The 16,118-nt window shown below is 60.0% G+C and carries 14 protein-coding genes; 10 read left to right on the top strand and 4 right to left on the bottom strand.

Annotated features, from left to right (window positions below):
* Positions 1–75 precede the first annotated feature (75 nt).
* On the top strand, positions 76–675 hold the full coding sequence (locus ACYVIA_RS10965; protein WP_460840695.1) for a type 1 glutamine amidotransferase domain-containing protein: 600 nt from the start codon (positions 76–78) through the stop codon (positions 673–675).
* 103 nt (positions 676–778) lie between these two features.
* Here ACYVIA_RS10965 and ACYVIA_RS10960 read toward each other — a convergent pair whose 3' ends face one another.
* Both ACYVIA_RS10960 and ACYVIA_RS10955 read right to left on the bottom strand, forming a co-directional pair.
* A complete protein-coding gene (locus ACYVIA_RS10960; protein ID WP_460841078.1) occupies positions 779–1,522 on the bottom strand; it encodes an MgtC/SapB family protein in 744 nt (247 codons plus the stop codon).
* Positions 1,523–1,653: 131 nt separating this feature from the next.
* Entirely contained in the window at positions 1,654–2,352 is a 699-nt protein-coding gene (locus tag ACYVIA_RS10955) for a Crp/Fnr family transcriptional regulator (protein WP_460840694.1), read from the bottom strand.
* A gap of 214 nt (positions 2,353–2,566) precedes the next feature.
* On the opposite strand from ACYVIA_RS10955, the gene ACYVIA_RS10950 reads away from it, so the two are divergent.
* From ACYVIA_RS10950 to ACYVIA_RS10920, 7 genes are all read left to right on the top strand, one after another.
* Positions 2,567–4,525 (top strand): AMP-dependent synthetase/ligase, encoded by a 1,959-nt coding sequence (locus ACYVIA_RS10950; protein WP_460840691.1) that lies wholly within the window; start codon positions 2,567–2,569, stop codon positions 4,523–4,525.
* On the top strand, positions 4,522–5,313 hold the full coding sequence (locus tag ACYVIA_RS10945) for an ABC transporter ATP-binding protein (protein ID WP_460840689.1): 792 nt from the start codon (positions 4,522–4,524) through the stop codon (positions 5,311–5,313). Before ACYVIA_RS10950 ends, ACYVIA_RS10945 begins: the two co-directional genes overlap by 4 nt.
* A 144-nt stretch (positions 5,314–5,457) precedes the next feature.
* On the top strand, positions 5,458–6,360 hold the full coding sequence (locus ACYVIA_RS10940) for a branched-chain amino acid ABC transporter permease (RefSeq protein WP_460840688.1): 903 nt from the start codon (positions 5,458–5,460) through the stop codon (positions 6,358–6,360).
* A gap of 110 nt (positions 6,361–6,470) precedes the next feature.
* Positions 6,471–7,529: a branched-chain amino acid ABC transporter permease gene (locus ACYVIA_RS10935; RefSeq protein WP_460840686.1), complete on the top strand. Its 1,059-nt coding sequence runs from the start codon at positions 6,471–6,473 to the stop codon at positions 7,527–7,529.
* 92 nt (positions 7,530–7,621) lie between these two features.
* Positions 7,622–8,920 (top strand): ABC transporter substrate-binding protein, encoded by a 1,299-nt coding sequence (locus tag ACYVIA_RS10930; RefSeq protein ID WP_460840685.1) that lies wholly within the window; start codon positions 7,622–7,624, stop codon positions 8,918–8,920.
* Positions 8,921–9,039: 119 nt separating this feature from the next.
* A complete protein-coding gene (locus ACYVIA_RS10925) occupies positions 9,040–9,897 on the top strand; it encodes an ABC transporter ATP-binding protein (RefSeq protein WP_460840683.1) in 858 nt (285 codons plus the stop codon).
* A gap of 175 nt (positions 9,898–10,072) precedes the next feature.
* On the top strand, positions 10,073–11,320 hold the full coding sequence (locus tag ACYVIA_RS10920) for a phenylacetate--CoA ligase family protein (protein ID WP_460841076.1): 1,248 nt from the start codon (positions 10,073–10,075) through the stop codon (positions 11,318–11,320).
* A gap of 78 nt (positions 11,321–11,398) precedes the next feature.
* Here ACYVIA_RS10920 and ACYVIA_RS10915 read toward each other — a convergent pair whose 3' ends face one another.
* Positions 11,399–11,656 (bottom strand): hypothetical protein, encoded by a 258-nt coding sequence (locus ACYVIA_RS10915; protein WP_460840681.1) that lies wholly within the window; start codon positions 11,654–11,656, stop codon positions 11,399–11,401.
* A gap of 337 nt (positions 11,657–11,993) precedes the next feature.
* Between ACYVIA_RS10915 and ACYVIA_RS10910 the strand changes: the two genes are divergently transcribed.
* Both ACYVIA_RS10910 and ACYVIA_RS10905 read left to right on the top strand, forming a co-directional pair.
* Positions 11,994–12,578, top strand: a complete 585-nt coding sequence (locus ACYVIA_RS10910; protein WP_460840679.1) for a hypoxanthine-guanine phosphoribosyltransferase — start codon at positions 11,994–11,996, stop codon at positions 12,576–12,578.
* A gap of 510 nt (positions 12,579–13,088) precedes the next feature.
* The gene (locus ACYVIA_RS10905; protein ID WP_460840677.1) at positions 13,089–14,876 is read left to right on the top strand and encodes a hypothetical protein; all 1,788 of its coding nucleotides are present in this window, start codon (positions 13,089–13,091) and stop codon (positions 14,874–14,876) included.
* Between the two features lie 125 nt (positions 14,877–15,001).
* On the opposite strand, the gene ACYVIA_RS10900 is transcribed toward ACYVIA_RS10905, so the two are convergent.
* Positions 15,002–15,973, bottom strand: coding sequence for an NAD(P)H-dependent flavin oxidoreductase (locus tag ACYVIA_RS10900; RefSeq protein ID WP_460840676.1), 972 nt, complete (start codon positions 15,971–15,973; stop codon positions 15,002–15,004).
* Positions 15,974–16,118 lie beyond the last annotated feature (145 nt).

The raw sequence follows: 16,118 nt of genomic DNA, 5'->3' as shown, positions 1-16,118 counted from the left end.
CCGCACCCTTGGCGCTCCGGCTGGCACCGCGGGTGCCATCACCGGGTTCCACAGGTTTCATGAAAGGAAAAATCCATGGACACGACACTCAACGGCATGACCATCGCCATCCTCGTCACCGATGGCTTCGAGCAATCCGAATTTACCGAACCCCGCGCCGCGCTGGAACAGCAAGGGGCGATCACCAAGGTGATTTCTGCCAATCACGGCAAGGTACAAGGCTTTCACCATGACGAAAAGGGCGACCAGTTCGACGTCGACCTCAGCTTTGGCGAGGCGTCGGCACAAGACTTTGACGCCGTGCTGCTGCCGGGCGGCGTGATGAACGGCGACCAGATCCGCATCATTCCGGAAGCGCAACAGTTCGTGCGCGAGATGGATGAGCAAGGCAAGCCGATTGCCGCCATCTGCCACGGCGGCTGGCTGCTCGTGTCATGCGGGCTGGTCGAGGGCCGTACCATGACCAGCTGGCCGACACTGCAGGATGACATCCGCAATGCCGGCGGCAACTGGGTCGACCAGGAAGTGGTGGTGGACGGCAACCTGGTCACCAGCCGCAAGCCCGGCGACATTCCGGCATTCAACGCCAAACTGATCGACAAGATATTCGAGCGCTACGCGGCCGGCGTGCGCGGCTCGCGCGATGAGCAGACCGGGATCGGTATTGCAGGTTGATGGCAGGCTGCGTATGACGCACCTCAGTAGCCGCGACTGACCTGCGCGGCAGATGCAGGCTCGCGGAAAAGCGAGGAAGCCTTCGCGGAGAAAGACGTATTGCTCAGTTCCGCGCGTGCGACAGGTGGAAACTCTCCAGCCCTTCGAACTCGTTCATCTCGTGGGCAAGTTCGCTGATCGATGCGCCGCTGGTTTTGGTGAATGCCACCGCCACGAAATGCCATTCCATTTTTCCGTTCTCGACAGAAATGGCAATGGAGCCAGTGGCGATCTCATACCCGCGCCTGGTCGCGGCGTCGCGCAGGCGTTGTTCGGTCGGTCCGAAACCTTCGCGGAAACGCATCATGATCGCGATCGCCTGGCGCGACGGCAACCAGTGGCTCACCTTCGGCACCCAGATCATGCAGACCGCCGACATCAGCGCCAGCAGCATCGCCGACAGGTAGAAGCCGACGCCGACCAGCACGCCGATCACGGAAGCAGCCCAGATCGATGCCGCCGTGGTCAGGCCGCTGATGTTGAAGCCTTCCTTCATGATCACGCCGGCACCCAGAAAACCAATGCCGGTGACGATGCCCTGGATGATGCGCGTCGGGTCTGCGCCGAGGCCGACCACTACCTGTCCGCCGTACCAGTCGCCCGGATAGCCGGCGATCACGGTCAGCGCGGCAGACGCCATGCATACCAGGCCGTAGGTGCGCATGCCGGCGGCGCGGCCTCTGTACGAACGTTCGTATCCGACCAGAAGACCGAGCAGCAAGGCGCCGAACAGGCTGAAGAAAACAATGATGTTGCTGGCAACCAAGGGCGCGGACCAGTAAGTGGCCAGCAGTTCCAGCGAAGGCAGATCGGCGAAGAGCGTTTCCATTGAATCTATTCGTGTGGCCGGTGATTGATTACTGCTTGATTACTGCCGGGTGATGCTCCGTGCCGTACCCCGTGTAGTGCCCGGTGTGGTGCCCGACTTCTTGCCTGCATTCAGGCGCGGTAGCGCCGCAGTCCTTCCAGGTCGAGGATCTGGATGCCACCGTAATCCACCTTCAGCAGCCCTTCCTTTTCCAGCACCTGCAGCGCCTGGTTGGCGCGCTGGCGCGAGGCGCCGGACAGGTAGCCGATTTCTTCCTGCGAAATCTGCAGCAGCGGCTCGGTGCCGGGATACAGATGCGCGTTGTACAGCGCAGCGAGGCAGCGCGCAACGCGCGCATCGACGTCGAGCAGGCGGTCGAATTCCACCATGCCGATGAACTGCCCCAGCCGTTCGTTTAGTTGCATTAAAAGAAATCGGGTGAAGGGCAGGCTGTTATCGAGCAGCCACATGAAGGTCTTGCTCGGCATCCGGGCGATGCGGGTGTCGCGCAGCGCCACCACATCGTACTTGCGCACTTCGTTCTTCAACAGCGTGCCCTCGCCGAACCAGCTGCCGCTGGCGATGCCGGTGAAGGTGACCGATTTGCCATCAGGCGAGAGGTTGTTGATCTTTGCGAGTCCGTCGATGATCCCGATCCATGCATCAACCATCTCGCCCTTGCGGCAGATATAGCCGCCCTTGGCGACACACTGTTCAACCGTATCCTGCTCGACGCGCGCCATCTGCTCGGGAGTCAGGCCTTTTGCCCAGATCGTCTGGCGCAGCAATTTCGCAAGTGGTAATGCCTCGGTCGGATTTGTGCGGTGCATCAACGATAGTTTCGAAATAGAGGGGAATTGTCGGTCAAATGACAGCGCACAAAACTTTCACTGTCTAGTATCCTGACCATCAGAACAACGGAGACATTGTAAGCCCAGTTGTGCGTCGCGGATATATCCGGCACACAGGTTTGCATCGCCCACGCAGGCGCTCCGACCATGATCCTTCACCGACGGTTAGACCCTGTTTAAAGAGAGTGGGACGATGGAAGAGACTATGAAGCCGGGCGAACAGACGTTCCCCCGATTGCTGCTGCAGCACGCGCAAACGCGCCCCAACAAGCCGGCCTTCCGCGAGAAGGATCTCGGTATCTGGCAAACATCCACCTGGTCGCAAGTTGCCGACGAAGTGCGCGCGCTGGCATGCGGCCTCGCCGCGATGGGCTTCAAGCGCGGCATGAACCTTGCGATCATCGGCGACAACCGACCGCGCCTGTACTGGGCGATGGCTGCCGCACAATGCCTCGGCGGCGTCGCGGTACCGCTCTACCAGGATGCGCCGGCTGCCGACATGGCTTATGTGCTTGAGGATGCGGGTATTGATTTCGCGATCGTCGAAGACCAGGAACAGGTCGACAAACTGTTCGAGATCAAGCAGAGCCTGAATCGCATCTCGCACATCATCTTTGACGATGAACGCGGCATGCGGCACTACGCGCAGAAGGAACTGACGTCCTTCGCCAAGGTGCAGGAAATGGGCCGCGAGTTCGACCGTATGAATCCGCCCTACTTCCTGCACGAAGTTAACGAAGGCAAGTCCGACGATATCGCTGTGATGCTGTACACCTCGGGCACCACGGGCAAGCCGAAGGGCGTGTGCCAGACGCATGCCTCCTTCATGGCGGCAGCGGTCGGTGGTGTCTCTTTTGACCAGCTCACGGCGGATGACGACATCCTGTCCTACCTGCCGATGGCGTGGGTCGGCGACCACCTGTTCTCGTTCGCACAGGCGCTGGTCGCGGGCTTTACCGTCAACTGCCCCGAGTCCGGCGACACCGTGCTGACCGACCTGCGCGAGATCGGCCCGACCTACTACTTTGCGCCGCCACGCGTGTTCGAAAACATGCTGACCACGGTGATGATCCGCATGGAAGACGCCGGTGCGATCAAGCGCAAGATGTTCCATTACTACATGGACGTCGCGCGCCGCGTCGGCTCCGACATCCTCGACCGCAAGCCGGTCGGGCTGATGGACCGCATCAACTACGCACTCGGAAGCTTCTTTGTCTACGGGCCGCTAAAGAATGTGCTCGGCCTGTCGCGCGTGCGTGTGGCCTACACCGCGGGTGCGGCGATCGGACCGGACCTGTTCCGCTTCTACCGCTCCATCGGCGTGAACCTCAAGCAGCTGTACGGCGCGACCGAAACCTGCGCGTATGTGTGCCTGCAACCCGACGGCAACATCAAGTTCGACTCCGTCGGCCTGCCTGCGCCGGGCGTGGAAGTGAAGCTTGCCGACAACGGCGAAGTCCTGGTCAAGTCGGCCGCGATGCTCAAGGAATACTACAAGCGCCCGGATGCCACCGCCGAAGTCATCGACGAGCATGGCTATTTCCATACCGGCGATGCCGGCATCTTTGACGAAGAAGGCCACCTGAAGATCATCGACCGCGCGGCCGACGTCGGCAAGATGAACAACGGCGAGATGTTTGCGCCGAACTACATCGAGAACAAGCTCAAGTTCTTCCCCTTTATCAAGGAAGCGGTCGCCTTCGGCAACGAGCGCGACATGGTGTGCGCCTTCATCAACATCGACATGGAAGCCGTCGGCAACTGGGCCGAGCGACGCGGCATTGCTTACGCCGGATATACCGACCTGGCCGGCAAGCGCGAAACCTACGACCTGATCGCCGAGTGCGTGGAGAAAGTGAATGCAGACCTGTCCACCGAGACGCTGATGTCCGGCACCCAGATCCATCGCTTCCTCGTGCTGCACAAGGAACTCGATCCGGACGACGACGAGCTCACCCGCACCCGCAAGGTGCGCCGCCGCTTCATCGCGGAGAAGTACAAGGTGCTGATCGATGCGCTGTATTCGGGCAAGACCTCGCAGTACATTGAGACGCAGGTCAAGTTCGAGGACGGCCGCAAGGGCATGGTCGCAGCCGACCTGCGCATCGTCGACGTGAAAACCTTTGGCGAACAGATGAAGAAGGCGGCATGATGAATGAGAATCGCAAAATCGGCGGCGTGATCCTGGACCTGCAGAACATTTCGCTGTCCTTTGGTGGTGTGAAAGCGCTGACCGACATCTCCTTCGATGTGCGCGAACACGAGATCCGCGCCATCATCGGCCCCAACGGCGCCGGCAAGAGCTCGATGCTCAACGTGATCAACGGCGTGTACCGTCCGCAGCAAGGCCAGATCATGTACCGCGGTGAAGCCCGCAAGGACATGAACACCTACATGGCGGCGAAAAGCGGCATCGCCCGCACCTTCCAGAACATCGCGCTGTTCAAGGGCATGAGCGTGCTCGACAACATCATGACCGGCCGCAACCTGAAGATGCAGACCAACTTCCTGCTGCAGGCGATCTACTGGGGCGCTGCGCAACGCGAAGAAATCGAACATCGCAAAAAGGTCGAAGAGATCATCGACTTCCTCGAGATCCAGCACATCCGTAAGACTCCCGTCAGCCGCCTGCCTTACGGTTTGCAAAAGCGCGTCGAACTCGGTCGTGCGCTGGCGGCAGAACCGGAAATCCTGCTGCTGGACGAACCAATGGCCGGCATGAACGTGGAAGAGAAGCAGGACATGTGCCGCTTCATCCTCGACGTCAACGACCAGTTCGGCACCACCATCGTGCTGATCGAGCATGACATGGGCGTGGTGATGGATATCTCCGACCGCGTCGTCGTGCTGGACTACGGCAAGAAGATCGGTGACGGCACGCCGGACGAGGTACGCAGCAACCAGGAAGTGATCAACGCCTACCTGGGCGTGGCGCACTAGAGAAAAGGCTCCTTCCCCCTGGCAGGGGGAAGGTTGGGATGGGGGTTGTGAGGTCGCGCCATGAACTCGCGCGCCCAACCACTCTACCCCCACCCTACCCCTCCCCCTGCAAGGGGGAGGGAACCGATAGAGGGCAAATCAATCATGGAATTCAGTTTCTTCTTCGAAGTGTTGATCGGCGGCCTGCTCGCTGGCGTGATGTATGCGCTGGTGGCGCTCGGTTTCGTGCTGATCTACAAGGCTTCCGGCGTGTTCAACTTCGCGCAGGGCGCCATGGTGTTCTTCGCGGCGCTCACCTGCGCCGGCTTGATCGACAAGTTCGGCGTATCGCTGTGGATTGCGATCCCGCTGACGATGGCGGCAATGGTGCTGCTGGGCCTGGCCACCGAACGTGTGGTGCTTCGCCCGCTGGTGGCACAGCATGAGATCACGCTGTTCATGGCGACCATCGGCCTGACCTTCTTCATCGAAGGCCTGGCGCAGCTCATCTGGGGCAACAATGTACGCCGCCTCGACATCGGCATTGAAGACGTGCCGATCATGTACCTGCTGGACAACTACAACATTTCGATCTCGCAGTTCGACGTGATCGCAGCCGCCATCTGCGCGGCACTGGTGACCTCGCTGGCGCTGTTCTTCTCCAAGACCAAGATCGGCCGTGCGCTGCGCGCAGTGGCGGATGACCATCAGGCCGCGCTGGCCGTAGGCATTCCGCTGCAGCAGATCTGGGGCATCGTCTGGGCAGTGGCCGGTTTCGTTGCGCTGGTGGCCGGTTTGCTGTGGGGTGCGCGTAACGGCGTGCAGTTCGCGCTGACCTTCGTCGCGCTGAAGGCGCTGCCGGTGCTGATCCTCGGCGGCTTTACCTCGGTGCCGGGTGCGATCCTCGGCGGCCTGATCATCGGCGCGTCGGAAAAGCTGGCGGAAGTGTATATCGGCCCGATGGTCGGAGGCGGTATCGAAGGCTGGTTCCCATACGTGTTGGCGCTGCTGTTCCTGCTGGTTCGCCCGGAAGGCTTGTTCGGCGAGAAGATCATCAGACGCATATGACGCGCCTGGCGCATCTGGCAGCACCGTACGGATAACGACGAAAGACAGTTATACATTCCTTGCCCTTCCCGCTTCGGCGGGAGAGGACGAACCGGAAAGAAGGAAAAAACATGTTCTACCGCGAAGCAGGTCAATTCAAACCCACCTACCAGGCCGACGCCCAGATCTTTCCGATCCGGCAGGACCGCATCGGCATCTACGCCTTGCTGGCGTTCGCCTTCCTGGTGGTGCCGTTCATCGCATCGCCGTATATCTTCTCGGCGATCCTGATTCCCTTCCTGATCTTTTCGCTGGCAGCTCTGGGACTCAACATCCTGACCGGCTATGCCGGCCAGCTGTCGCTCGGTACCGCAGCCTTCATGGCCGTCGGTGCGTTTGCATCGTACAACTTCATCCTGCGCATTCCGGGCATTCCGATCCTGGTGGCGTTCATTCTCGGCGGCGTGTGCGCGGCACTGGTCGGCGTCGCGTTCGGCCTGCCATCGCTGCGCATTCGCGGTTTCTATCTGGCAGCAGCGACACTGGCAACGCAGTTCTTCGTCGTCTGGTGCCTGACCAAGATCGGCTGGTTCACCAACTACAGCTCGTCCGGCGTGATCACCGCCCAGCAGATGACGATCCTCGGCTACACGTTCGACACCCCGGCCAGCAAGTACCTGCTGACCTTGTCCATCGTGTGCGTGATGGCACTGATGGTGAAGAACATGGTACGCAGCAATGTCGGCCGCTCGTGGATGGCGGTACGCGACATGGACGTGGCGGCCGAGGTGATTGGTTTTCGCCTGATGCGTACCAAGCTGCTCGCGTTTGCGGTAAGCTCGTTCTACTGCGGTATCGCCGGTGCGCTGTACGCGTATGCCTACCTCGGCACCGTCGAGCCGGAAGCGTACAGCCTGGACCTGTCCTTCCGCATCCTGTTCATGATCATCATCGGCGGCGTGGGCTCGATCATCGGCGCGTTCTTCGGCTCGGCCTTCATCATCCTGCTGCCGATCCTGCTGAATATTGTCGCGCACGGTTTGTCCCTGCCGACATCGGTCGCATCGAACCTGGAGCTGATGGTGTTCGGTGCACTGATCATCTTCTTCCTGATCGTCGAGCCGCACGGCCTTGCGCGCCTGTGGCAGATCGCGAAGGAAAAATTGCGGTTGTGGCCTTTCCCGCATTAACGTAGTTGGCGGCGCAGGCATGACAGCATGCGCCGGGAAACTGACCTGATTGAAGTGGTTGTTTTTGCAGTCTCATAACAAGGAGGAGCACCATGAAATTGATTAAATCAGTCCTGTTGGGCACGGCCCTGGCTGGCGCCGTCAGCGTGGCGGTAGCGCAGGAACAGTACATTCCGATCCCGTCGTACCGCGTCGGCCCCTATGCTGCCGGCGGCTCCGGCTTCTACGGCGGCACGATCGACTACTTCAACCTGGTCAATGCCAACGGCGGCATCAATGGCGTGAAGATCAAGTGGGAAGAGTGCGAAACCGAATACAACGCTTCGCGCGGCGTCGAATGCTATGAGCGTTTGAAGTCCAAGTACGGTGGCGCCTCGCTGGTCGAGCCGCTGTCGACCGGTATCGCCTACGGCATTCTGGACCGTGTGGCGCAGGACAAGATCCCGATGACGACGCTCGGCTATGGCCGCTCTGACGCCGCCAACGGCCAGGTCTTCCCGTATGTTTTCCCGCTGATCACCAGCTACTGGAACCAGGCTGCGGCGATGGTTGCCTACCTCGGCAGCAAAGTCGGCGGCGTCGACAAGCTGAAAGGCAAGAAGATCGTGCACCTGTATCACGACTCCGCGTTCGGCAAGGAGCCGTTCCCGGTTCTGGAGGCACAGGCGCAGCAGTACGGCTTTGAACTGGTCAAGATCCCGGTCGCGCATCCGGGCAACGAGCAGCAGTCGCAATGGCTGCAGATCCGCCAAGCCAAGCCGGACTATGTGATCCTGTGGGGCTGGGGCGTGATGAATGCCGTGGCGATCAAGACCGCACAGCGTAACGGCTTCCCGCGCGAGAAGATCCTCGGCGTGTGGTGGGCAGGTTCGGAAGAGGACGTGATCCCGGCAGGCGATGCCGCCAAGGGTTACACCACGATGACCTTCAACACCCCGGGCAACTATCCGGTACTCGACGAGATTCGCAAGAAGGTCTATGACGCCGGCAAGGGCAACCTCGACGACAAGAACCGCGTCGGTTCCGTGTACCACATGCGTGGCGTGACCGCCGCGATCCTGTGGACCGAAGCGATCCGCAAGGCGCAGGAGAAGTTCGGCAAGGGCAAGGTCATGACCGGCGAGCAGGTGCGCTGGGGCTTCGAGAACCTGAATGTCGACGATGCACGCCAGAAAGCACTGGGCGCAGCCGGCATGTTCCCGCCGGTGAAGACCTCCTGTGAAGACCATGAAGGTTCCGGTGCAGTGAAGGTCCAGCAATGGAACGGCACGAAGTGGGTCGCAATTACCCCGAACTGGGTAACCGGCGACAAGAAGCTGACCCGCAAGCTGGTGGATGAATCGTCCGCCAAGTACGCGGCTGAGAAAGGCATCACGCCGAAGTGCCTGTAATGTGAGGCAAAGTCCACTCCTGCGGCGCGGGAGTGGAGCCACGCGAGGGCCTGCCGGATGGCACGCCTTTGCGTGAGGTGCCCGACGAACCGAGTGAACCAGTTTCAGCAAGAGACATCATGACATCGCAAACTGCCGCAACGCCGGCCGCCAATGGCCAGCCCCTGACCGGGCTTCCCCCTTACCTGTCCGTCAACAACATCGAGGTCATTTACGACCACGTGATCCTGGTGTTGAAAGGCGTTTCGTTGCAAGTCCCGCAAGGCAAGATCGTTGCGCTGCTTGGCGCAAACGGCGCCGGCAAATCGACCACGATGAAGGCGGTGTCCACACTGTTGCGCGGCGAACGCGGCGACGTCACCAAGGGCAGCGTCGAATTCAAGGGCGAGCGCGTGGACCAACTGACGCCAAACGAACTGGTCAAGCGCGGCCTGTCGCAGGTGATGGAAGGCCGTCACTGCTTCGGCCACCTGACAGTGGAAGAGAACCTGCTGACCGGCGCCTATACGCGCAGCCTGTCCCGCGCAGAACTGAAAGACGCACTGGAGAAGGTGTACCACTACTTCCCGCGCCTGAAGCAACGCCGCATGTCGCAGGCCGGTTACACCTCCGGCGGCGAACAGCAGATGTGCGCCATCGGCCGCTCGCTGATGGCCAAACCGTCGATGATCCTGCTCGACGAGCCGTCGATGGGCCTGGCGCCACAGATCGTCGAGGAAATTTTCGAGATCGTGAAAGACCTGAACAGCAAGGAAAACGTGTCCTTCCTGGTGGCGGAACAAAACACCATGGTGGCGCTGCGCTACGCCGACTTCGGCTACATCCTGGAAAACGGCCGCGTGGTGATGGAAGGCGATGCGAAAGATCTCGCCAGCAACGAAGACGTGAAGGAGTTCTATCTCGGCGTCTCCGGCGCAGGCCGCAAGAGCTTCCGCGACATGAAGTTCTACCGACGCCGAAAGCGCTGGCTGGCTTAAGCACATTCCGCGGGCGCATCTGCGCCCAATCCGGTTTCAGAACGACTCCCCCGAAAAAAATTTCGTTGCGCAGGGTGCGCTTTACCCGGCACTTTGCGCAACTTATGCGTACTTGATGCGCTCATAACGCGCACTTGACGCACACTTAATGAACAACAAACGAGGCAGGCCCGCCATGACCGACTTTCTCGACTCCCTGGAATCCCGTGATCCGCAACAGCGCGAACGCGACCTGATGGCGCGTCTGCCGCATCTGGTGGCCCAGGCACAGACCGCGCCCGGCTGGGCACGCATCCTCAGCGGCGTGAAGGCGGGCGATATCACTTCACGCGCAGCGCTGGCGCAACTGCCCGTCACGCGCAAATCGGACCTGAAGGAACTGCAGCATGCCGATGCGCCGTTCGGTGGCCTGACCACGACCCCGGCGCGCCGCCTGCGGCACCTGTTCATGTCGCCCGGCCCGATCTTTGATCCGGAAGGCCAGGCGCAGGACTGGTGGCGTTTCGGCCGTCCGATGTTTGCGCTCGGCCTGCGTGCCGGCCACATCGTGCAGAACTGCTTTTCCTACCACTTCACGCCGGCAGCCTTCATGGCCGAAGGCGGCGCGGCGCGCCTCGGCTGCGCCGTGATCCCGGCCGGTATCGGCCAGACCGAAATGCAGGTGCAGGCAATGGCGGAACTCAAGCCGGACGCCTACGTCGGCACCCCGTCGTTCCTGAAGATCATCATTGAAAAAGCACGTGAAATGGGCACCGACATCAGCAGCGTGCAGCGTGCGCTGGTCGGCGCGGAAGCATTGCCGCCGTCGCTGCGCAAGTGGCTGCAGGACAATGGCGTGCCGCATGTGCTGCAGATGTACGGCTCGGCCGACGTCGGCAACATCGCCTACGAGACGGAGACCGACGGACAGGTCAATCCGGGCATGATCCTGGACGAGGACCTGATCCTCGAAATCGTGCGCCCCGGAACCGGCGATCCTGTCGCGGACGGTGAGGTGGGTGAAGTGGTGCTGACTTCATTCAATCCGGATTACCCGCTGATTCGCTTCGGTACCGGCGACATGTCCGCCGTGATGAGCGGTACCTCGCCCTGCGGCCGCACCAATACGCGCATCAAGGGCTGGATGGGCCGTGCCGACCAGACCACCAAGGTGCGCGCGATGTTCGTGCACCCGTCGCAAGTGGCCGAAGTCGTGCGCCGCTATCCGGAAATCTTGAAGGCGCGGCTGGTGGTCACCGGCGAAATGGCAAACGATACGATGACGCTGCACTGCGAGGTGGACAATCCGACGGCATTATCGGCAGATGCGATTGTCGACACCATCCGTGACGTGACGAAACTGCGCGGGGAGGTAAAGCTGGTTGCGCGCGGCTCACTGCCGAATGACGGCAAGGTGATCGAGGACGCACGCAAGTACGAGTAGCCAGCAAGACAGAAAACGTGCAGGGAGCATCCTCCTGCTCCCACGCACGTTCGCTTGAGAGAACGGTTGATTCTCCGGTCAGAACGACTTTTTCACGACCTTGTCCGGCGACTTGCCCGGCCGGTCGTTGACCACTTCATCCACGCCACCGATTTCGCGCAGGTCGGTATCTACCTGACCGTCCTGCAGGTCCTTGTACGCCTGGCGCATATCGTCGCGCACCACGCTTTCCTGGCTGTCATCCGACTCGTCGCGCTCGTGCGGCATGCGCGGCGTTGCGCCATCCTTGACCGGCCGCTTGGTCTTTACCTGGTGAACTTTCAGGGTGGTTTTCATCGCTGTCTCCCATTAAGTTGCAGTAAACATTCGAACCCCGCACAGCGGAAAGATTCCCGGTGGTTTCCAGATCGGCTTTCCCGGTGGACAGACGGAACCTCGCCGCACGATCTCACTCCACACGAGACGGCGTTTGGATGGCGTCGCCTCTGGTCCGTGCCGAACTGCACGGTTGCCGGTCCAGCCGAAAACAGCGACAACCTGCCGCTCCGGCAAAATTATTTCCGCTGATCACTAGCTGTCCCTGTTGCCAAGCGCGTCGCTGCTGTAGCATTCGGTCTGCGGCGCATCCCGGCCGCGCCTCTTTTTCGATTTTTCGCAGTGAGACTCCAGAACCATGTCATACGCCATTGATGCCGAAGCCAAGCGCGACGAAGCCCGCAAGCTGCTCGCCGACTCCGAACTGATTTTTGACGCCGCCGCCGTGCAGCAGGCAGTCGACAAAGTCGCACAACAGCTCAATGAGCGTTTCGACAACAACGCCGATGAAGCGTTTCCGCTGGTACTTGGCGTGATGGGCGGCGCTGTCGTCTTCTGCGGCCAGCTGCTGACCCGCCTGAACTTTCCGCTGGAATTCGACTACATGCATGTCACCCGCTATGGCAGCAAGGACCAGGGCGGCAAGATCGAGTGGAAGGTAATCCCGCGCTCCAATGTGGAAGGCCGCACGGTGCTCGTGCTGGACGACATCCTGGATGAAGGCGAGACGCTCGCGCATGTGAAGGAGCGCCTGCTGGAGATGGGCGCCGCCGAAGTGGTGCTGGCGGTATTTGCAGACAAGGCGATCGGAAAAGCGAAGCCCGTCACCGCCGACTACATCGGCCTGACGCTGCCGAACAAGTTTGTCGTCGGCTACGGGATGGATGCTTACGGCTACTGGCGCAACCTGCGGGAGATCCGCGCGATCAAGACTGAAGGCTGAGCACCCAAGCGGATTCAACATACAGAACGGGCCGGGGATGGCAAGAATGCTATCCCCGGCCCGTTCTCTCTTGGATCACAGTTTGCAGATTCTCGCAAAGCGAAGATCATCTTCGAAACACTTCACGAACTCTAGCTAAACATCATTTCGCAAATGTTTAGGAGATTCCTTCCCAGCACTCTTCTGCAAGAACCGGCAGCGCTTGAGCATCAGGTTAGCACTCCATTTCACAGTTGAATTTGGCCATTGCCTGACTTGCAATTCAGGCCGGTTACAAATTCTTGGGTGCGCTTCGCGTTATCTTGATTTAAATCAATTATTGCGATATATCAACGGGACGATTAAGCTCACACTTTCTCGTTGGCACGACTGCTTTACTCCGAAATTACAAACTTGTCATGAGCAAAAGCCGGGGGATAAAGGAGTGGTAATCCGACCAGCATAGTCAACGTGAGCTCGAGCAGTATGCAGCGCCACCATCCGTTTTTACACAATTCACAGGGAGAGAAAATGAAATCGAAGTCGTTCCTATTGGCTGCGTGTGCAGCTGCCGTGCTTGCCGCATGCGGCGGCGGTAGCAGTTCCAATGACGGTGGCACGCCGTCCGCACCATCGCAAGCTGCATCCGGCTCGACGCTCAGCGGTACGGCCGCCGGTGGTGCGCCCATCATCGGCTCGGTCTTCGTCAAAGACAGCCTCGGTGCAGAAAAATCTGCAATCATCAGGGCCGATGGCACCTATAGCATTGATGTGTCCGGCATGACCGGCCCCTTCATGTTGAAAGCAGTAGGCACTGTCGGCAGCAACTCGGTCACCTACTACTCCGCGGCTACCAATGCCGACCTGAACAGCACGATCAACGTCACGCCCTTTACCAGCCTGATCGTTTCCAATATTGCGGCCGAGATTGCCGAGAATTATTACAACAATGGCCAGTTCGCCAGCACGCTCAGCACTGCTGCGCTAACCGAAGCCAAAACCAACCTGCAGCAAAAGCTGGCACCAACACTCACGGCGTTGGGTCTGGATGCTTCGCTCGACTTGATGAAAGCATCCTTCGCCGCGGATCACACCGGACTGGATGCTGCACTTGACCTGGTCAAGGTGACGATCGATCCGGCTACCAACATCGCCACGCTGACCAATGCATTGACGAACGCAGTGATCGGCCAGGACAACCTGAATTCCAAGACCGACGATGCGACACCGGTGACGTTGAGCGACGCTGAAAAGGCGGCACTGGCAACAGCCAAGACCGACCTGCAGAAAGTTGACGACCTGTTGCGCAAGTTTGAGGCCTTGTTCGCTACCGGCCTGCCCACCATTACGCAACTGGAGAACAGCGGTATCTTTGATACCTCGTCTGCATTCAGCATGAGCGGCAGCTCATTCGAACAGTTCGCCAGCGACGTGACGACCGACGACTCCATCATCGGGATCAAGTTCAGCAACAGCGATATCATCTTCGACGCCTCGGATTTGAATGTCGCGACGGTCAAAGTAGTGGAGACGATCAAGGACGGCGGCACTTACAAAACCCAGTTCCGCATCGCCCGCGCGGATGCGAACAGCCCGTGGAAGGTGACGGGCGACGGCCGAATTGCGGACATCGGATTGAATCCGCTGGCGCAACATACGTTCCATCCAAATGGCACCGCGACGTTCTCCAGTGGTTTGCAGCTGACCATCTATCCTTCTGACTATGACGTCAATCATCCGACCGCAAAGATTACTGCAGCAACCGTGACCGGACCGGGCCTGCCGACAGGAGGTATCAGCTACGCGGCTAGCATGACTACGCCCTATCTAGTGCTTGCCGATGGAGGCAATGTGATTCCGGCATGTACGGCTACCACCGGAAACTGTGTGGCGCTCGCCAACACAGTTGATAATGGAGTTTACATCGTCAAGTTGTACTCGGGAGACACAGCACTGAACGGTGACGGCTACAAATTTACCGTTCCCAAGAGGCCCGTCGGCCGCAGTGCACTGACCGCCGCGATGTTCCCAGCGATAACGTCGTTGACCATTGACGGCGTTGACTTGATGAGTGCGTCGCAGCTGCAAGCCAACAAGACAGTTTCCGTGTCGTGGACGGCGCCTAGCATTGGCTGGATCGATTTCATCAGCCTGTATGGCAATGGCCTGATGGAAGAGTCCGACCTGAAGCGCACCGACACCAGCAAGTTGATTGGCTTGGGTTCCGCGCCGATAAATACAACTTATGGCGGCGTCTGGCTGACCGCGAAGGATATTTACGACCGCAGCTTTGTCACGCACAGGGTCCTTGGGCAGTAATCAACGACGCGGCTGAACCTGGCCGCATCGCACAAAAAAAAAGAGCCTGACAAATGTCAGGCTCTTTTTTGTGGCCCCGCATGGCGGAATGCGCGCCGGGGCCACAACCAGTTAAACGACAAGGATTACAGCGCCAGGCGCTTGCGAGCCGCCATGTACTCCGCCTTCAGCTTCTCGACCACTTCCGCGACGGTCAGCACCTGGTCCATCAGGCCCACACCCTGGCCGGCACCCCAGATGTCGCGCCATGCCTTGGCCTTGCTGCCACCGCCGGAGCCGAAATTCATCTTCGACTTGTCCGCGGTCGGCAGGTTGTCCGGGTCCAGACCGGCAGCAACGATCGACTTGCGCAGGTAGTTGCCGTGCACGCCGGTAAACAGGTTGGTATAGACGATATCGGCTGCGGTCGATTCGATTATCGCCTGGCGGTAGGCCTCGTCCACATTCGATTCCATGGTCGCCAACCAGCGCGAACCGATGTATGCGAAGTCGGCGCCCATCGCCTGTGCGGCGAGGATCGCATCGCCGGTGGCGATCGAACCGGACAGCGCAATCGGGCCGTCGAAGAACTTGCGCACTTCACCAACCAGCGCGAACGGCGACAGCGTGCCGGCATGGCCGCCCGCACCGGCCGCCACGAGGATCAGGCCGTCGACACCCGCTTCCAGCGCCTTCTGCGCATGGCGGATCGAGATCACGTCGTGCAGCACGATGCCGCCGTAGCTGTGGATCGCATCCAGCATTTCCTTCGGCGGCGCGCGCAGGCTGGAAATGATGATCGGGACCTGGTGCTTCACGCACACTTCGACGTCATGCGCGAGGCGGTCATTGGACTGATGCACGATCTGGTTGACCGCGATCGGGCCGATTTTCGCGCCCGGATTGGCTTCACGGAACTCGGCGAGCTCTTTCTGGATATCGGTCAGCCAGGTGTCGAGCAATTCTGCAGGACGCGCGTTCAGGGCGGGGAAGGAACCGACGACGCCCGCCTTGCACTGGGCCTTGACCAGCGCGGGGCCGCTGGCGATGAACAGCGGCGACCCGATCACGGGCAGGGACAGGTTTTGCAGGGCGGCCGGCAGACGACTGGTGCTCATAAGGACTCCTCAAGTTAAACATCAGCGCGCGATGCGTAGGCCGCGCCCAATGCATTGTTCTCAAGCTTTATCGGTTTTTCGGTGATCCGATTGCGTTTTTCTGAATACTGTTTATGATGTTATCAGAAAAAACAATGTTTTTGTC

The sequence above is a fragment of the Noviherbaspirillum agri genome (assembly GCF_054780595.1).
Note: the sequence above shows the minus strand (reverse complement) of the source record. Positions and strands in the feature narration are given on the sequence as shown.